Origin of the sequence: Acinetobacter higginsii, assembly GCF_000369845.1 — a bacterium.
Lineage (GTDB): Bacteria > Pseudomonadota > Gammaproteobacteria > Pseudomonadales > Moraxellaceae > Acinetobacter > Acinetobacter higginsii.
Window position 1 is genome coordinate 206,157 of the sequence record NZ_KB850222.1, and the last position, 16,196, is coordinate 222,352.

Sequence of the window (16,196 nt, forward strand, 5' to 3'; positions counted from 1 at the left end):
AAATAGCCTGCAATTGAATAGGGAAGCTGTGTTGGACGCCTATTTATTGGATAGATTATCAAAGTTCTATAAAGATAACCCAGAAATGAAAGGGGTTCCATTAACTTTGGATGATATTAATAATGTGGAAAATATCTTGAAAATAAAGCTTCCAGAGGACTATAAGCTATTTGTTAGTACATATGGTGGTTCATACGCAGGTTTAGCTATATATGGTTTGAAAAATGCTGAGATGATGGGGGATGAAACTGTTATTGAATTAACTAATAGAGCAAGAAAACTTTTAGATGATTTGAAAGTTGATAACTATATTTTAAAATCAGTAGTAGTTTCGGATGATGGTGCAGGTAACCCTATTTTTATAAATGTAAATGGAGAAGTATATATTTATTATGTAGATAATGGTGAATATAATAAGTTGGGGGATTCTTTGGGTGATGTAATAGAAGAAAATTTCCATGAGTGGTAACTATTGAAGATAAACTATATATGTGTAAGATTATGGGATGCAGGTTGTGTTAAATATTGAAAAATGAGTATAAATGAGAAAAAATTGTTAGATGTATATCAGTTGATAAATCAGTTCTTAGATTATTTAAATCAAAAGGATCAGCATCAACTTGAAGAAAAGTTTGAGTTGTCATCAGCAATGTATGAAGAAATTATTGAGGAATTAGAACGGAACTTTGATAATAATTCGTATGTTTTATCGTTGATACCCTTTAGCGAGATGGAAAGTGTAAAAGTAAAATCTCCTAATAGACCTATTTTTGAAATAGAGGATACCGATGAGGATGGCGAGTTTATTGTTGAGTGTAATATATACAACAAATCAAAAATAACTGATTTAATTTTGCAAGGTTATCTTGAATACGAGGATGGAATATTGAAATTTACATTGCCATTATTTAGGTCTTGATCTTAAAAAGAAAAACTCAGAATAAGTTACTGGGTTTTTGTTTAATACAACATAGATATCGTTTATGATCTTGTAGAGTAAATTACCCTTAAATATTATAATGAAGTATCGGGTAGTGAGATATTTATACTTGTCAAAGAAATTATAGGCTATAACACTGATCAAAAAGTAGAAATTAACTGTATAACTTAATGACAACGGAAATTAATTTTTAGAGTGCCAGAGATCAGAAGGCGGTCAATTAAGTCATACTCAAACATATCGAGCAGACATTGGTTTAAACTATGAGGTAAAAGCCAAGAGGGAAAAAATGAAGTTTGATAGCAAAGAAAGCTTGATATTAGATATATATCGTTCTCAAATTTTATCTTTGTATATTAGAGAGTGGGGGCAGCCGGAGAATAGATGGATTTTTAAAAAAGAAAATGATATTCCATTAGAAATATATTTTTTCCCTAGGAAAGATAATGATTCTATATCTCGTATAGTAACAATTGGTATAGGGCTTATTAGTCAATTCAAGAAGCAAAAATTTAATTTTGAGTATCTTTTTGCCTTACCATATGATTTTGTAGAGAAAAATGAAGAGATGATTGTGAAATACTTATTAGATATAGCGCTGCATCTTTCTAAGTCAGAGGCAGAAAGTGATATTAGAGTTATTTCAGAGATTAATGTTGCACCGAATTGTTTTTTGCAAAAATCAATTCTTGTTGATGAGGCAAGAGGAGAAGCAGAAGAACTTGCTGATATCTTTATAGCAGAAAAATTTAATAACGTTGCTTTGCGATGGGTAATCCCAGTCTATAAGGATGAAGCAGATTTTATATTGAAAAATGGAATAGAGGAATTTGATTGTTTGGAATCGAGTAGTAATCTTAGTCTAGTTGATATTAATAGAAATTCATTTTTAGATACTCTTATAAATTGAAAATTACTGAAATGTTTTATTATTTTTATTGTGTGGTTGAAGGTGTTTGATAAGTGAAGGATAGTTTGAAAGCATTAAATATTTATGCAGGAAAAACTAGCTCTGGCAATACTAAAGCAGAGGAAGTCCTTGTAGAAGATATAGATGTAAATACTTATAAGCTGCTATCTGCACCAGGCTTAGCACTAAATTTAGCAAAAGGTGATATTTTTAAATTTTTGAATAGCGAAGAACCCGTAAAGGTTATACATCGAGGTGGGAATTTTAATATACATATTTATGAGGCGAATTTAACTCTTGAGGATTATGAAGATTTTAAGAATGAACTTTTGGACTATTTAGAAGGAACTATAGATGGTTTGAGTGGGGATAATATGGCTATTACTGTTTCTTCAACTCAAGGTATCCAAAGAGTAAATAGTTTTTTTATAAACTTTAGTGAAATATCAGGTAATAACTGGGCTTTTACTAATATTTATAAGAATTATGAAGATTTTGATGATGAAACATTACTGGATTGGTGGGATAAAAAGTGTTAGTTATAGATTTTTAATCAGTGAATTTTTTGAATAATTAGGTTTTTTTAATTTAATGGTGAGTGATGAGCAGCTGTAACTTAAGTTTTATAAACTGGCTTGGAGTATTTTTAAAAAATAAATAACTTTATAGTGTTGGATTGATTTTTGAGATGAATGTGGATGCTAAAGTTTTATTTTGATACTGTTCCAGATTTTATCGATATACCCGATAATTTTAGAAATAACTCTGGAGTTATTATTATTGGTGAAAAGGGTGATTTGTTTAATTTTTTTGATTTAGAAATTAATAAATATTTTTTGAAAGAAAAATTTTTAGTTAATTATTCTGTAAAAATTAGTGATTTTGATTTTTTGGAAAAAATTTTGGATTCTAAAGGTGCTTTTGGTCAAAATAAATATTTGAATTACAATAAAAGTAAATTTTACAGTGAAAAGTTTTATATTGATAAGAGTCTTTATTATTATGATGTTTCAAAGTATAAGGATTTTTTTGATGAAAACCTAAATTTATTCAGAAGTGGTTTTTCTGGCTTTTGTTTTTTTTCTGATAAACTGGTTGGTGATAAGGTTAAATATGTTTTTCCTTTGGATTTTGTAAATAATTATTACGGAAATATATATCTTAATTTCCCTGAGAATTTCTTGGATAATTGTAGCCTAGTTAAAAGAGTTGATGAGTTTATGATTAAAAAGGAATATTTGAATGGAACAGGAAAAGTGCTAGGGATTGATTTTTATGCAAGGTATTTGATGGTCGATCGGAATGAGGTGATGGTGGTTAAAAGTTTAAGTTGATTTTTGACTATTTTTAATTGATTTTAGACAATTTTTTATAAGTACGGCTATTTAATTGTTGGTTAATTAAAAAATAATTTTTTTTATTTTAAGGAGGATTGTAGTGGAGGTCGGCGAGAAGGGAATTCTGCACTTAATTGATAAAAATATATGTGAATACAGTGAGCTTCAATATGCAATTTTAAATGGTGATGATAATATTCTTTCTGAAGGTTATTCTATATTTTCGCATAGAATAGGAAAGTATTATGAAAATTCTAAAATATTAGCGAATAGATTAACTTGTGATAATTATCTTTCTCTTTTAAATGATAAAAGTAAAGACGTAAGGTGTTCTGTTTTGATTCTTATTAGGGATAGTTTTACATTGTATGATTCTAATGTAAGTTTGATGGAGTGTATTTTAAATATTTCTGTTGATGGTAGTGATGAGGAAAGAGTGATAGTTAATACGATACTCACTAAAGAAGTAGTGAGTTTTTATAAAAAAGAAGTTGATCGTATTTTGGTTGGCTTTGTTGAAAACTCTGGAGGTAAATGTTTTTTTGACTACTACACATTTAATTATTTGTATGAATTGTTGGTTAGATTTGAGAGGAAGGATTTAATAGATAGACTGCTCATGATAGGGAAGGATAGTAATATAAGTGATATCAAAGAAGCATACGAAGAAATAATTGAGGGTTTAATAACAAAAAATATATGAAAATGATGTTTTTTTAATTTTAAAGATTTTTATTTATGATTGATTTTTTTTGAAATGAATGCTAATAACCTGAAGTTGGTCGTGTTTAAAAGCTTTTTAGGTGCTATTGCAAATAATGTAAGAGCAATAGCATTCGATTTTAATGATGAAACTATATTTATTTATGGGTATTTAGATGTAGAACCCAAAGATGAAGATTATGAAATAATTGATATTGCTGTTACAGAAATAATGGCAGCTTATCCACAGTTTTTAAAACAAAAAATTTATTTAGAAAAGTCAGAAAAGCCAATAGGCAAGTTGCTTTCATACAAAGGTTGGGTTTTTTGTCGATATGAAGAGTAGAGCTAGTCTAGTTATGGTTAAGTTTTTTTATGAAGCTGGAACAAATTTAAATAGCAGATATGGATATAAAAAGTACAAAGATTTTTATCGAGTTTTAGGTCGTAATCACGGAGATTAAATGATGTCAGCCGAGTTATATATAAAATTCAATGATAAAGAATGGCTTGAGAAAAACAAGTTAAAAGTGATTGATAAACTTAAAGAATTAAAAAGTTTTTCTGTGTTTGATACGGAAAAGAAAGTAGTTTATTTGAAAGATGAAAGTGGAGATAATGGTTGGGTTTATGATGTTAGATTCTTCTTTCATGAGAATTATATTTTTTTTGAAGTGTCATCACATGTAGAAACTGTAACTTCAGATTTAATTAGATTTTTTGGTTGGTTACGTAATAATACAACTATTTCTATACAAGATGAGGATGGAGAACTTTCAAGCTGGTGAAATAGGGGGTGAATAGCTATCCATTTAAGTAGCTTTATTTTTTAGTATATTTTTATGGTGAATAGAATCCGATGATTGTTGAAATAGAAATTCCCTTTTGGCAAGATCCCCAATGTCATGTTTTTACTCAACATTATCGGGGTGATTTAATTACCTATTTTACATGCTGGGATGATAATGCTGAGCTGATAAAAAATAAACTCGGAGAGATTTTTTTTAATGATGTTTTAAGTGTCAAAATTGAAAGTGAAATTAGAAGTTACCTAATAGATGAGCCCGAGTATAGGTCATCTATATATGAGGTTTTAGATTCTAAAGTGATAAGAAAATACTTAAAGAAAAGAAAGAAATGGGAATATTCTAAAGTTAATATTAACGATTATAGGTGCTTTGTTGTTAATAGTCATGATTATCAAATTGTAATTATAGCAAAAAAATATACATTTAAATTAATTTCAGTTGATCCATATACAGAGGTGATATACAAGAAAATTTTAGAGGTAATTTAGCAATAAGCTAGTAAAATTTAAGTTACCCAATATAACCGAGAAAATCTACATCCATGTATATTTTCCCAATTGAAACTTTATTGCCGTACCAACTCCACTTGCCCAGTATGCCATCCACCACCTAAAGCACGAATGAGATCTACACTGGCAATCATTCGACTACCATGAAGCTGAGCAGCGAGTTGCTCTTGCTGCAAAATGCTCCGATCCGAATCAATCACATCCAGATAACTAATGCTGCCTTCACGATAACGCAAATGTGAAAGCTGATTGGCATGTCGGGATGACGCAAGTGCTTGACCTTGTGCCTGAATTTGCTGATCCAGAATACGCTGATCAGACAAACCATTTTCAACTTCACGGAAAGCATTCAGTACGGTCTGTCGATAATTAGCGACACTTTGTTCATAGCCTGCACGTGCCTGAGCAACACCTGCTTTACGTTGCCCGCCATCAAATAACGGTAAAGACAAGATTGTGCCCGCGACAGGGCCGAGTAAAAAAGTTCGACTAGACCATTTACCTAAATCGCCTAAACTCGCAGATTCATAACCCAGCGCACCAGTGAGATCAAGTTTGGGAAAAAAGGCGGCACGGGCAATACCGATGCGTGCATTATCGGCGGCCATTGCGCGTTCTGCAGCAGCGATATCGGGACGACGTTCAAGCAAGCTCGAAGGCAAACCCGCAGGCAGGCGAATCGCAGTAGCGGATAATGGTTGAATCGCTAAGCTAAATTCGGCAGGTGGTTTACCGAGTAATACTGCCAATGCATGTTCGGTACTGGCTCGATTCCGTGTAATGCTGAGCGCAGTGCTTTGGGCGGTCGAGAGTTCTGTTTGTGCGCGAGAAACATCCAGATCACTGACAAGACCATTGCGATAACGTGCTTGAATCAAATTTTGATTCTCTGTCAGTAACTTGATGTTTTGCGCATAAATGGCTTGTTCAGCATCGAATTGACGAATCAGAAAGTAAGCCTGTGCCACATCAGCTTGCAGTGCTAACAGTGCAGAATGATACAAGGCTTCCTGTTGCTGTACATCTGCGGTTGCTGCATTGACACTGCTAGCAATCCGTCCAAATAGGTCCAGTTCATAAGAGACGTTGGCTTGTGCCCGCCATAAGGTACGTGCAGATGTGGATGCATCCGAATCAAGTCCTAAAGAAGCGGGTGAGGGCTTCTGACGGGTGGGCCCAAAACCTGCTCCAATACTAGGTAAGCGTTCAGCTTGCGCAGCAGACCTCAAAGCGCGTGAGGCCTGAATATTGGCCGCTGCGGCTTTTAAATTCTGGTTACCCGCAATGGCCTGTTGTTCCAGATCATTCAATTGAGGATCATTAAAAATACGCCACCATTCACCGCGAGACTGCACATCGGCAGGTTGCGCGATGGTCCAGTTGGGATCATCCAGTTTGGTATCCGCTTCCTTGAATTGCAGTGGAATAACCACCTTGGCAGGCTGATATTCTGGTGCCAATGAGCAGCCTGCAAGCAGCAGGCTTCCCATCAGTGAGGAGAGTATCCAGTGTGATTTGAATCCTGTCATATTCTGCTCCTTAATGATCGTGTGAACTGTGCAGTGGTGCTTCATGCACAGCTGCCGAATGCAGTTTATGTTTGCTGTTCAGGGTACGAATCAACACATAGAAGGCAGGGGTCAGGAACAAACCAAAGAAGGTCACCCCGATCATACCAAAGAACACAGCAACGCCCATGGCATGACGCATTTCAGCACCAGCACCTGTTGATGTGACTAGTGGAACCACACCCATAATGAAAGCGATTGATGTCATCAGAATCGGACGTAAACGTAAACGACTGGCTTCAACCGCAGCGTTAAATGCGGTCGCGCCTTGCATCTCCAGTTCTCGGGCAAATTCCACGATCAAGATAGCATTCTTACAGGCCAGCCCGACCAGTACCATTAAGCCAATTTGGGTAAAGATATTGTTATCACCGCCTGTGAGCCAAACCCCTGTTAGTGCCGCCAAGATACCCATTGGCACAATCAGAATCACGGCTAATGGTAAAGTGAGGCTTTCATATTGCGCCGCCAAGACCAAGAACACTAACAGCACACTGATCGGGAACACCCACAATCCGGCATTACCTGCCAAGATTTTTTGATAGGTCAGATCGGTCCATTCAAACTTCACCCCACGTGGTAAGGTTTCAGCGGCAATTCGTTCAACTGCAGCTTCGGCTTGGCTCGAAGAATAGCCCGGTGCAGGACCACCATTAATATCCGCTGCGGTGTAGCCGTTATAACGCACCACCATTTCTGGGCCATAGGTTTGAGTCACATTGACCAGAGAAGACAGCGGCACCATTTGCCCTGCATTGTTACGGGTTTTAAGCTGTAAAATATCTTCAGGGTTGGCACGGAATGGCGCATCGGCTTGAGCACGTACCTGATAGACGCGACCAAAGCGGTTAAAGTCATTCACGTATTGTGAACCGAGGTAAATCTGCATGGTATTAAATACATCGGTCACGGCAACGCCTTGTTGCTTGGCTTTGACTCGATCCAGATCAACATTCAATTGCGGCACATTGATTTGATAACTGGAGAACATTGGCCCCAATTCAGGTGCAGATTGTGCCGCCTTCATAAAGGATTGTGCTGCGTTGTTTAACTCGGCATAGCCCAAAGCACCACGATCTTCCAGTTGGAGTTTAAAGCCACCCATGGTGCCGAGACCCATCACTGGTGGTGGTGGGAATACGGCAATATAAGCATCTTGAATCGCGGCGTATTTTTGATTTAAAGCACCTGCAATGGCATTGGCAGAAAGATCGGCCGCTTTACGTTCAGCAAATGGTTTTAAGGTGACAAACACAATCCCTGCGCTGGAGCTGTTGGTGAAACCATTAATCGATAAACCAGGGAAAGCCACCGCACTTTCGACACCCGGTTGTTTCAGTGCTGCATCACTCATTTTACGAATCACGGTTTCGGTTCGATCCAGTGAGGCACCATTCGGTAATTGGGCAAAGCTGATCAGGTATTGCTTATCTTGTGCAGGCACAAAACCACCCGGAACGATATAAGAAATCCCGATGGTCAGGCCGAGTAAAGCTGCATAAACACCCATCGCAGAGGCTTTATGGGAAATCACCCGACTAACGCCACGACCATATTGATCCGATGCGCGTGAGAATACGCGGTTAAACAGGGCAAAGAAGCGTCCGAAGACACGGTTCATCACGCGGGTCAGGAAGTCAGGTTTGGCATCATGACCTTTGAGTAACATGGCGGCCAAAGCAGGTGATAGCGTGAGGGAGTTGAAGGCCGAAATCACAGTGGAAATGGCAATGGTCATGGCAAACTGTTTATAGAATTGCCCTGTTAAGCCGGTCATAAAAGCCAGCGGGACGAACACAGCAACCAAGGTCAAGGCAATGGCAATAATCGGTCCACTGACTTCGCGCATGGCACGGTAGGTGGCATCTCTTGGACTGAGTCCTGCTTCAATATTCCGCTCGACATTCTCCACCACCACGATGGCATCATCGACCACGATCCCGATGGCGAGTACCATCCCGAATAGTGACAGGGCATTGATGGAATAACCGAAGGCCAGCATTAAGGAGAAGGTACCAATGATGGAAACAGGCACGGCCAGTAACGGAATGATTGAAGCACGCCATGTTTGTAAGAACAGAATCACCACCACAACCACCAGTGCAATCGCTTCAAGCAGGGTATGAATCACCGCTTTGATACTTGAACGCACGAATTGGGTTGGGTCGTAAACAATGTCGTATTTAATTGAGGCTGGAAAATCTTTGGACAGTTCCGCCATGGTGCTGCGCACTTGGTCCGATACCTGTAAAGCATTGGCACCCGGTGCTTGGAAAATTGGAATCGCCACCGCTTGTTTATTGTCCAGTAATGAACGCAAGCCATATTGTGAAGCGGCCAGTTCAACACGGGCGACATCACCTAAACGCGTCACGGCACCATCCGCAGCCGTTTTTAAAATAATATCGGCAAATTCCTGTTCGGTACTTAAACGGCCTTGTGCATTCACCGAGAGTTGTAAAGGTGAATTATTGGGTGCAGCACCGATGGTTCCTGCGGCAACCTGAATATTCTGTTCACGAATGGCATTGACGATTTCGGTCGCGGTGAGATTACGTTGAGCCACCTTTTGTGGATCTAACCATACGCGCATGGCGTAATCGCCTGAACCAAATAGACCGACTTCACCCACACCTTGCAGACGTGCCAGACGATCTTTGACATTGAGCACGGCATAGTTACGCAAGTAGGTCATGTCATAGCGATTATCGGGTGAGGTCAGATGCACCACCATAGTCAAGGTCGGTGAGCTTTTGAGTGTAGTCACACCGAGACGTTGTACATCTTCTGGTAAACGTGGCAGGGCTTGAGAAACTCGGTTCTGAACCAGTTGCTGGGCTTTATCGGGATCAATCCCAAGCTTGAAATTGACGGTAATGGTCAGATTGCCATCGCTGTTGGCCTGAGACTGCATATACAGCATGTTCTCAACACCGTTGATGGATTCCTCCAAAGGAGAAGCAACCGTTTCAGCAATGACTTTGGGGTTAGCACCTGGATATTGGGCACGTACCACGACAGAGGGTGGCACTACTTCTGGATATTCAGAAATCGGCAGTTGGAAAAGGGAGAGTAAGCCCGCCAGTAAAATCAGGACGGACAGCACCCCAGCAAAGATCGGACGATCAATAAAAAATTTAGAAATATTCATGAGGATTAACCTTTTGCCGAAGTTGGGGTTTTTTCTGTAGGCTGAGGTTGTTGTGCTGTGTTATCGGTGATGATTTGAGGATTCGGCATAGCGACCAGATGTGGACTCACAGGATCGCCCGGACGGATACGTTGTAAACCATTCACCACGATGCGGTCACCGACTTGCAGACCACTATTGATGATTTGCAGACCATCTTGTTGTGCGCCGAGTTTTACTTCACGGTATGTAGTTTGATTTTTCGCATCGACCACCACCACAAAACGTTTGTCCTGATCGACACCAATTGCCGTTGGGCTAATCAGAATTGCTGCGCGAGGTTGTCCACCACCCAGACGAATGCGGGCATACAGTCCAGGAAGCATCACCCCTTTGGGATTATCAAAGGTGGCACGAACCCGAATGGTACCTGAGGTAGTATTTAGATTATTGTCGATGGAACTGATATAACCTTCACGACTAAAACCAGATTCATTGGCAAGACCGAGATAAACAGGGACTTGGGCTGAATTACGTTGATTGCTGATGTATTTCAGATAGGTTTGTTCATCGACATCGAAAGAAGCGTACAGACGCGACACCGAAACTAAACTGGTGAGGACTTGTGCGCCATTACCTGCTGAAACCACATTACCAACCGTGACTTCGGCACGGGAAATGCGGCCACTGACAGGGGCCGTAATACGAGTATATTCCAGATTTAAACGGGCGGTTTCCACTGCGGCTTTAGCAGCTTGTAGATTAGCATTGGCTGAGCGTGCTTCATTTTCTGCTTGATCAAGTTCTTGATGGGCAATGGCGTTACTTTGGATTAAACGCTGGTTGCGACCTAAGTTCGCTGAAGAGTATGTCACTTGCGCTTCAGCAGAAGCCAGTTGTGCTTTGGCGCGATTCAGCTCTGCTTCAAATGGGCGAGGGTCAATGGTAAACAGCAGGTCACCTTTGTTGACCAAGCTACCATCTTTAAAATGCACGGCAATCAGTTTGCCTGAGACTTGAGGGCGGACATCGACTTGATCGATGGCTTCCAGACGTCCGGAATATTCTTGCCAGTCGGTAATGGTCTGACTGACCACACTGGCCACATCCACGGTCGCAGCAGGAGGTGAGCTGGCTGTTGGAGTGGCTTTGGCATCTGCTTTTTCTTGGAAGAGAATAAAACTGCCACCCGTTGCAAAAATAGCAACAATGACGGCAGACAGCGTCAGCTGTTTGCGAGAAATTGACATGGGATGCTCCTGGTTATTTGAATCCCTGTTTTCAGACTTTTTGTTGTGGTCTGTATGGGAGAAACAGGTTTATGGAATGAAGGGAGCATAAAAGTTTGTCAATTACGAATAAATATACTAAATTTGATAACACTATTCGTATTTTTATAATAATTGTTGTGTGAAACTGGAAAAATACAACAATGGGAGTGGGCCTGTGGATCTATTTCATGCAATGAGAGTCTTTAATAAAGTGGTTGAAACCAACAGCTTTAGTCTGGCTGCAGACAGTCTTGGGCTACCGCGCGCTTCGGTGACCACGACCATTCAGGGTTTAGAAAAACATTTACAGGTTCGCCTACTCAATCGCACCACGCGTAAACTGAGCCTAACACCTGATGGTGCGGTGTATTATGACCGTAGCTTGAGAATTTTGGCGGATGTTGAAGATATCGAAGCATCTTTCCATGACGAGGAACGAGGGCCGCGGGGCCGTTTACGGATTGATGTACCTGTGTCGATTGGTCGCTTGATTTTAATTCCAAGGTTAAGAGAGTTTCATCATCGTTATCCCGATATTGATTTGGTGATTGGCATGAATGATCGGCCTGTGGACTTGGTAGGCGAGGCGGTGGATTGTGCGATTCGGGTGGGAGAGCTACAAGACTCGAGTTTGATTGCCCGCCGTATTGGGACGTTTCAGTGTGCAACAGCAGCATCGGCATGCTATTTAGAAAAATATGGTGAACCGAAGACACTGGAAGAATTACAAAAAAATCATCAAGCCATTCATTTTTTCTCCAGCCGTACAGGTCGTAATTTTGACTGGGATTTTGTGGTTGATGACCTGATTCAGAGTGTCAGTGTAAATGGACAGGTTTCTGTTAATGATGGCGATGCTTATATCGATTTGGCCTTGCAAGGCTTTGGCCTGATTCAAGGACCACGCTATATGTTGACCAATCATTTTGAAGCGGGAACTTTAAAGGAAGTGTTACCACAATGGACGCCTGCACCGATGCCAATTTCGGTGGTGTATTTGCAAAGTCGGCATCTATCCCACAAAGTTAGAGTCTTTGTCGACTGGGTGGCTGAGCTGTTTGCAGGATGTCCATTATTAGGCGGTAGTGCTTTGCCGTTGGATCAGAAATGTGAGTTTGCCTGTGACCAAAAAACCAATCATGAATATACCATTCGGACTTTGGTGGAGCAGCATAATATTGCTGAGGCGCGTGCTTTAAAGACTTAAAGATCAGTGATGGAGTTACGAGCTTAGTCATCACTGAATCTATAAAAATGCGTAAAAAGGAGATCAAAACGCTACGATCTTCTGCATGCGCTTTATCCGAAAAATGATAAAAAATGATCAGAAAAATAAAATATATGGTAAAAAAAATGCTCAACAAAAAGTTGAAATAATATTAAAAATCAAAGGGGAAGTATAAGTGAATAAAGTTTATAGAATTGTCTGGAATACGACGCATCTTTGCTGGCAAGCCGTGAGTGAGAAGGCTAAAGGTGGCGTTGTTGCAACGCAATCAACAACAAAAATCAAATCTAAAAGCTCAGTTGCTCATACAGCAAAACTAACAGCGTTGTTTGCGGTGAATGTACTGAGTGCAAGCATTGTTTTTGCAGGACCAACAGGTGGGGTGGTTAGCTCTGGAACAGCGAGCATTTCAACCGCAGGTACCACCACCACGATTAACCAGTCCACCGCAAAAGCTGCAATTGACTGGAGCAGCTTTTCCACCAATAGCAATGAAATTGTGAATTTCGTGCAACCGAATAGCAGCTCGATTACCTTAAACCGCGTCACAGGTACAAGTGCATCCAACTTAAATGGTCAGTTAAATGCTAATGGACAAGTGTTTATTATTAACCCGAATGGGGTGTTATTTGGCAGTACCTCACAGGTGAATACCGCGGGTTTGGTGGCATCGACCTTAAACTTGAGTAATGCTGATTTTAATAACAATCTATTTAATTTTAACAATCCTACCAATAACAAAACTGTTGAGAACCGCGGCAAAATTACTGTACCTACAGGCGGTACGGTTGCCTTAATTGCGCCAACAGTAAAACAGACAGGTTCCATTAAAGCACCGCAAGGCAATGTATTATTGGCAGCAGGCGGTGATATTACCCTGAATCTCAATAATGGCAGTTTGTTGGGTTACACCATTAACCAAGGTAAAGCACAGGCCTTGATTAACTCAGGCGGAATGATTCAGGCCGATGGCGGTAAAGTGATCCTTACTGCAAAAGGGATTGATGAATTAAGCAATGCAGTGGTGAATAGTGTTGGGGTGATCCAAGCACAAACGGTGAATAATGTTCGTGGCGTGATTGAGCTTGGCAGTGATTTAAGCAGTGGTACGGTAAATGTTAGCGGTACCTTAGATGCATCAGCCCCGAACGGTGGCAATGGTGGGCAGATTAAAACTTCTGCGGCAGAGGTAAACATCAATTCAGGTACCAATATCACGACACAGCGAAATAGCACGAGCAGTTTACCGCCGACCACCAGTGGCTGGGAGTTGAAAGCCAAAAATGTCGATGTCGATTTCTTTGGTGGTAGTGTCAGCAGTACCACTTTGGGTGATGCTTTGAATAAGGGTAATGTCACTTTGAATGCGATGGGTACAGCAGAAGGTCAAGGTAATATTAATATCAATGATGCAAGCAGCTGGAACGCCAATACCGCACTGACATTAACAGCAACTAAAGATATTAATTTTAATAGTGATTTGGACTTAAGTGGAGATAAAGCCAAACTCGCTATGAATTATGGTACAGGTTCGGATTACAACTTAAATAATGGTGCCAAGATTAATATCAGCGGTTCATCACCGACGTTGTTGATTAATGGAACGTCCTACATTGTGATCAATGATCTAGGTGAAGAAGGTGATGCCAATATCAATACCTTGCAGGGGATGAACAATAACCTGACTGGGAATTATGTCCTGGGAAGTAATATTGATGCATCAGATACGGTGAATTGGAATGATGGGAAAGGCTTTGATCCCATTGGTAGTTTTGGCATCATCGTTACGATATTGAATGATCCAAATAATCCAGGTGGAATAACTGCAACTCAAACAACGATTGATAAACCTTTTACAGGGGAGTTTCATGGACTTGGGCATACGGTTAATGGACTCTATATAAACAGGCCTAGTCCACTACTGTATGAAATTCCGACACAGCTACCAGCAATTTTTGATGCTTATTCAGTGGGTTTATTTGGTGCAACGACAAATACGCTGAGGGATGTTGGAACGATTGAAGGAATGGTAAGCGGTACTAGTAATGTGGGGAGCTTGATCGGGTTCCAAAAATCTGGTGTCGTAAAGCATGCTTTTAGTTCCAATGCAGTGCAAGGAACCTCAGGAATAGGTGGACTCATCGGTGTAAGTGGCTACCGAGATGAAAATCATCAACAAAGCACAGCTTCTATTTTGAACTCTTATGCGACGGGTGAAATTACCCTGTTAAGTCTCCCTGATCCGCTTATTGGAACCAATGCTGGTGGATTGGTCGGTAAAAGCTATAGTTTAATTAAAGAGAGTTATGCGACGGGAAATATTCATTCAGAACAAAGCAACTCCTCAACAGTTGGTGGACTGGTTGGGCAGCAAATAAATAATGACATTATTCAGAGTTATGCAACAGGCAATATTTCTGGAAACATTGACAGCTTAGGCGGTCTAGTGGGTTCGTTATTATTTTCTCAAGGAAATACCAAAATTTTGCAAAGTAATGCCACAGGAAACTTGAATGGAAAATCTGCGGTCGGTGGCTTAGTAGGTTCGATTGGTCTTGAGGCTGTTTACAATAATCCGACGCGTGATATCAATGCGATTGCTTCCATTGAGGACAGCTTTGCCGCAGGTAAAGTAACAGCTACTGATGATAGCTATCTGTCATCAGCAGGAGGGTTAATTGCTTCAGTTAATGGTGTTGTCAAAGTTAAAAATAGTTACTCTACTGGAGAGGTGATTGGGACATCTAAAACTGGAGGTCTCGTTGGTTCAATCAGTAATAGTTTCCCAAGTTTGCAGAATAAGACTGAAATTGAAAATAGCTATGCAACAGGGAAAGTCACTGGAACCGAGTATACAGGCGGTTTGGTCGGCTTTAATTTATCTGAAAGTATTATCAAAAATAGCTCTGCTCAAGGCGATGTTCAGGGAACAAACAGTGTAGGTGGTTTAGTTGGATTTAATGCCACAGAAATTTTGAATAGTTCAGCTCAGGGGCATGTCACTGGGGAAAAAGATGTGGGTGGTTTAGTCGGGAAAAATTTACAGGGGGTAAACAATAGCTTTGCGACAGGCAATGTAACTGGAACCGAGAATGTTGGTGGCCTCGTCGGCTATAATGAAAAGTGGGCAAATGCTGAAGAGGGTGTAATTTTTCGTAGTTATGCCACTGGTTCGATTAACGGAAGTACCAGTGTCGGCGGTTTAATTGGCCTGAATAATTTAGGGCTTGTGTCCTCAAGTTATGCAACTGGCAATGTGAAGGGATATCAATATACGGGTGGCTTAGTTGGGAATACGCAAGGAGGGCATCTTCTCAATACCTATGCTTTGGGTAATGTTATTGGGCAAAACTCTACTGGTGGATTACTTGGAGGTAGAACAACGAATTACTTACCAAAAGTTGAAAATAGCTTTTCTTCTGGTTCTGTCAGTGGCGTAACGAATACAGGCGGACTGATTGGCAATACCAACGGAATCACGATTGATGTAAATAGCTATTGGAATAAAGAGACCTCTGGACAAAGCCAAAGTGCTGGCGGGTATGGAAAAACCACGGCTGAACTGCAACAAATTCAGACTTTTGCAGGTTGGGATATTGCTGATGTTTCAGATCCAAATTCAACTTCGACGTGGGTAATTGATGAGAATAATAGCACCCCATGGTTGCGCTATAATCACTAGTATTCAAAACAAGAATGCGTTGATAAAACAAGAGGTTTCGACCTCTTGTTTTGATGAATTGTTTATTTAAACGATGATTTCACCTGAATACTCATCGATTAAACACGTTG

14 protein-coding genes are annotated in these 16,196 nt (G+C 40.1%); 11 read left to right on the forward strand and 3 right to left on the reverse strand.

Annotation, left to right across the window (positions count from 1 at the left end; translation table 11 throughout):
• Positions 1 to 28: 28 nt before the first annotated feature.
• The 9 genes from F885_RS04455 (at position 29) to F885_RS04415 (ending at position 5,186) form a co-directional block, all read left to right on the forward strand.
• Positions 29 to 469 carry an SMI1/KNR4 family protein gene (locus F885_RS04455; RefSeq protein WP_005321656.1) on the forward strand — a complete coding sequence of 147 codons (441 nt, stop codon included), beginning with the start codon at positions 29 to 31 and terminating at the stop codon, positions 467 to 469.
• A gap of 84 nt (positions 470 to 553) precedes the next feature.
• Positions 554 to 919 (forward strand): hypothetical protein, encoded by a 366-nt coding sequence (locus F885_RS04450; RefSeq protein ID WP_225761681.1) that lies wholly within the window; start codon positions 554 to 556, stop codon positions 917 to 919.
• Positions 920 to 1,229: 310 nt separating this feature from the next.
• Positions 1,230 to 1,850, forward strand: a complete 621-nt coding sequence (locus tag F885_RS04445) for a suppressor of fused domain protein (protein ID WP_005321661.1) — start codon at positions 1,230 to 1,232, stop codon at positions 1,848 to 1,850.
• Positions 1,851 to 1,903: 53 nt separating this feature from the next.
• A complete protein-coding gene (locus F885_RS04440) occupies positions 1,904 to 2,389 on the forward strand; it encodes a DUF4265 domain-containing protein (RefSeq protein ID WP_005321664.1) in 486 nt (161 codons plus the stop codon).
• 159 nt (positions 2,390 to 2,548) lie between these two features.
• Positions 2,549 to 3,184 (forward strand): hypothetical protein, encoded by a 636-nt coding sequence (locus F885_RS04435; RefSeq protein ID WP_005321665.1) that lies wholly within the window; start codon positions 2,549 to 2,551, stop codon positions 3,182 to 3,184.
• Between the two features lie 103 nt (positions 3,185 to 3,287).
• A complete protein-coding gene (locus F885_RS04430) occupies positions 3,288 to 3,890 on the forward strand; it encodes a hypothetical protein (protein WP_005321669.1) in 603 nt (200 codons plus the stop codon).
• 54 nt (positions 3,891 to 3,944) lie between these two features.
• Positions 3,945 to 4,235 carry a MafI2 family immunity protein gene (locus tag F885_RS04425; RefSeq protein WP_005321671.1) on the forward strand — a complete coding sequence of 97 codons (291 nt, stop codon included), beginning with the start codon at positions 3,945 to 3,947 and terminating at the stop codon, positions 4,233 to 4,235.
• 118 nt (positions 4,236 to 4,353) lie between these two features.
• Positions 4,354 to 4,677 (forward strand): hypothetical protein, encoded by a 324-nt coding sequence (locus F885_RS04420; RefSeq protein ID WP_005321674.1) that lies wholly within the window; start codon positions 4,354 to 4,356, stop codon positions 4,675 to 4,677.
• Between the two features lie 71 nt (positions 4,678 to 4,748).
• On the forward strand, positions 4,749 to 5,186 hold the full coding sequence (locus tag F885_RS04415; protein ID WP_005321677.1) for a hypothetical protein: 438 nt from the start codon (positions 4,749 to 4,751) through the stop codon (positions 5,184 to 5,186).
• Between the two features lie 77 nt (positions 5,187 to 5,263).
• On the opposite strand, the gene F885_RS04410 is transcribed toward F885_RS04415, so the two are convergent.
• The 3 genes from F885_RS04410 to F885_RS04400 are packed head-to-tail and all read right to left on the reverse strand — an operon-like array spanning position 5,264 to position 11,155.
• Positions 5,264 to 6,736 (reverse strand): efflux transporter outer membrane subunit, encoded by a 1,473-nt coding sequence (locus tag F885_RS04410; protein ID WP_005321680.1) that lies wholly within the window; start codon positions 6,734 to 6,736, stop codon positions 5,264 to 5,266.
• Positions 6,737 to 6,746: 10 nt separating this feature from the next.
• Positions 6,747 to 9,926, reverse strand: a complete 3,180-nt coding sequence (gene adeG, locus F885_RS04405) for a multidrug efflux RND transporter permease subunit AdeG (protein WP_005321682.1) — start codon at positions 9,924 to 9,926, stop codon at positions 6,747 to 6,749.
• A gap of 5 nt (positions 9,927 to 9,931) precedes the next feature.
• Positions 9,932 to 11,155 carry an efflux RND transporter periplasmic adaptor subunit gene (locus F885_RS04400; RefSeq protein WP_005321684.1) on the reverse strand — a complete coding sequence of 408 codons (1,224 nt, stop codon included), beginning with the start codon at positions 11,153 to 11,155 and terminating at the stop codon, positions 9,932 to 9,934.
• 196 nt (positions 11,156 to 11,351) lie between these two features.
• Here F885_RS04400 and F885_RS04395 point away from each other — a divergent pair, with 196 nt between their 5' ends.
• A complete protein-coding gene (locus F885_RS04395) occupies positions 11,352 to 12,383 on the forward strand; it encodes a LysR family transcriptional regulator (protein WP_005321685.1) in 1,032 nt (343 codons plus the stop codon).
• A 196-nt stretch (positions 12,384 to 12,579) separates the two neighbouring features.
• Positions 12,580 to 16,086 (forward strand): two-partner secretion domain-containing protein, encoded by a 3,507-nt coding sequence (locus tag F885_RS04390; protein ID WP_005321686.1) that lies wholly within the window; start codon positions 12,580 to 12,582, stop codon positions 16,084 to 16,086.
• Positions 16,087 to 16,196: the final 110 nt, after the last annotated feature.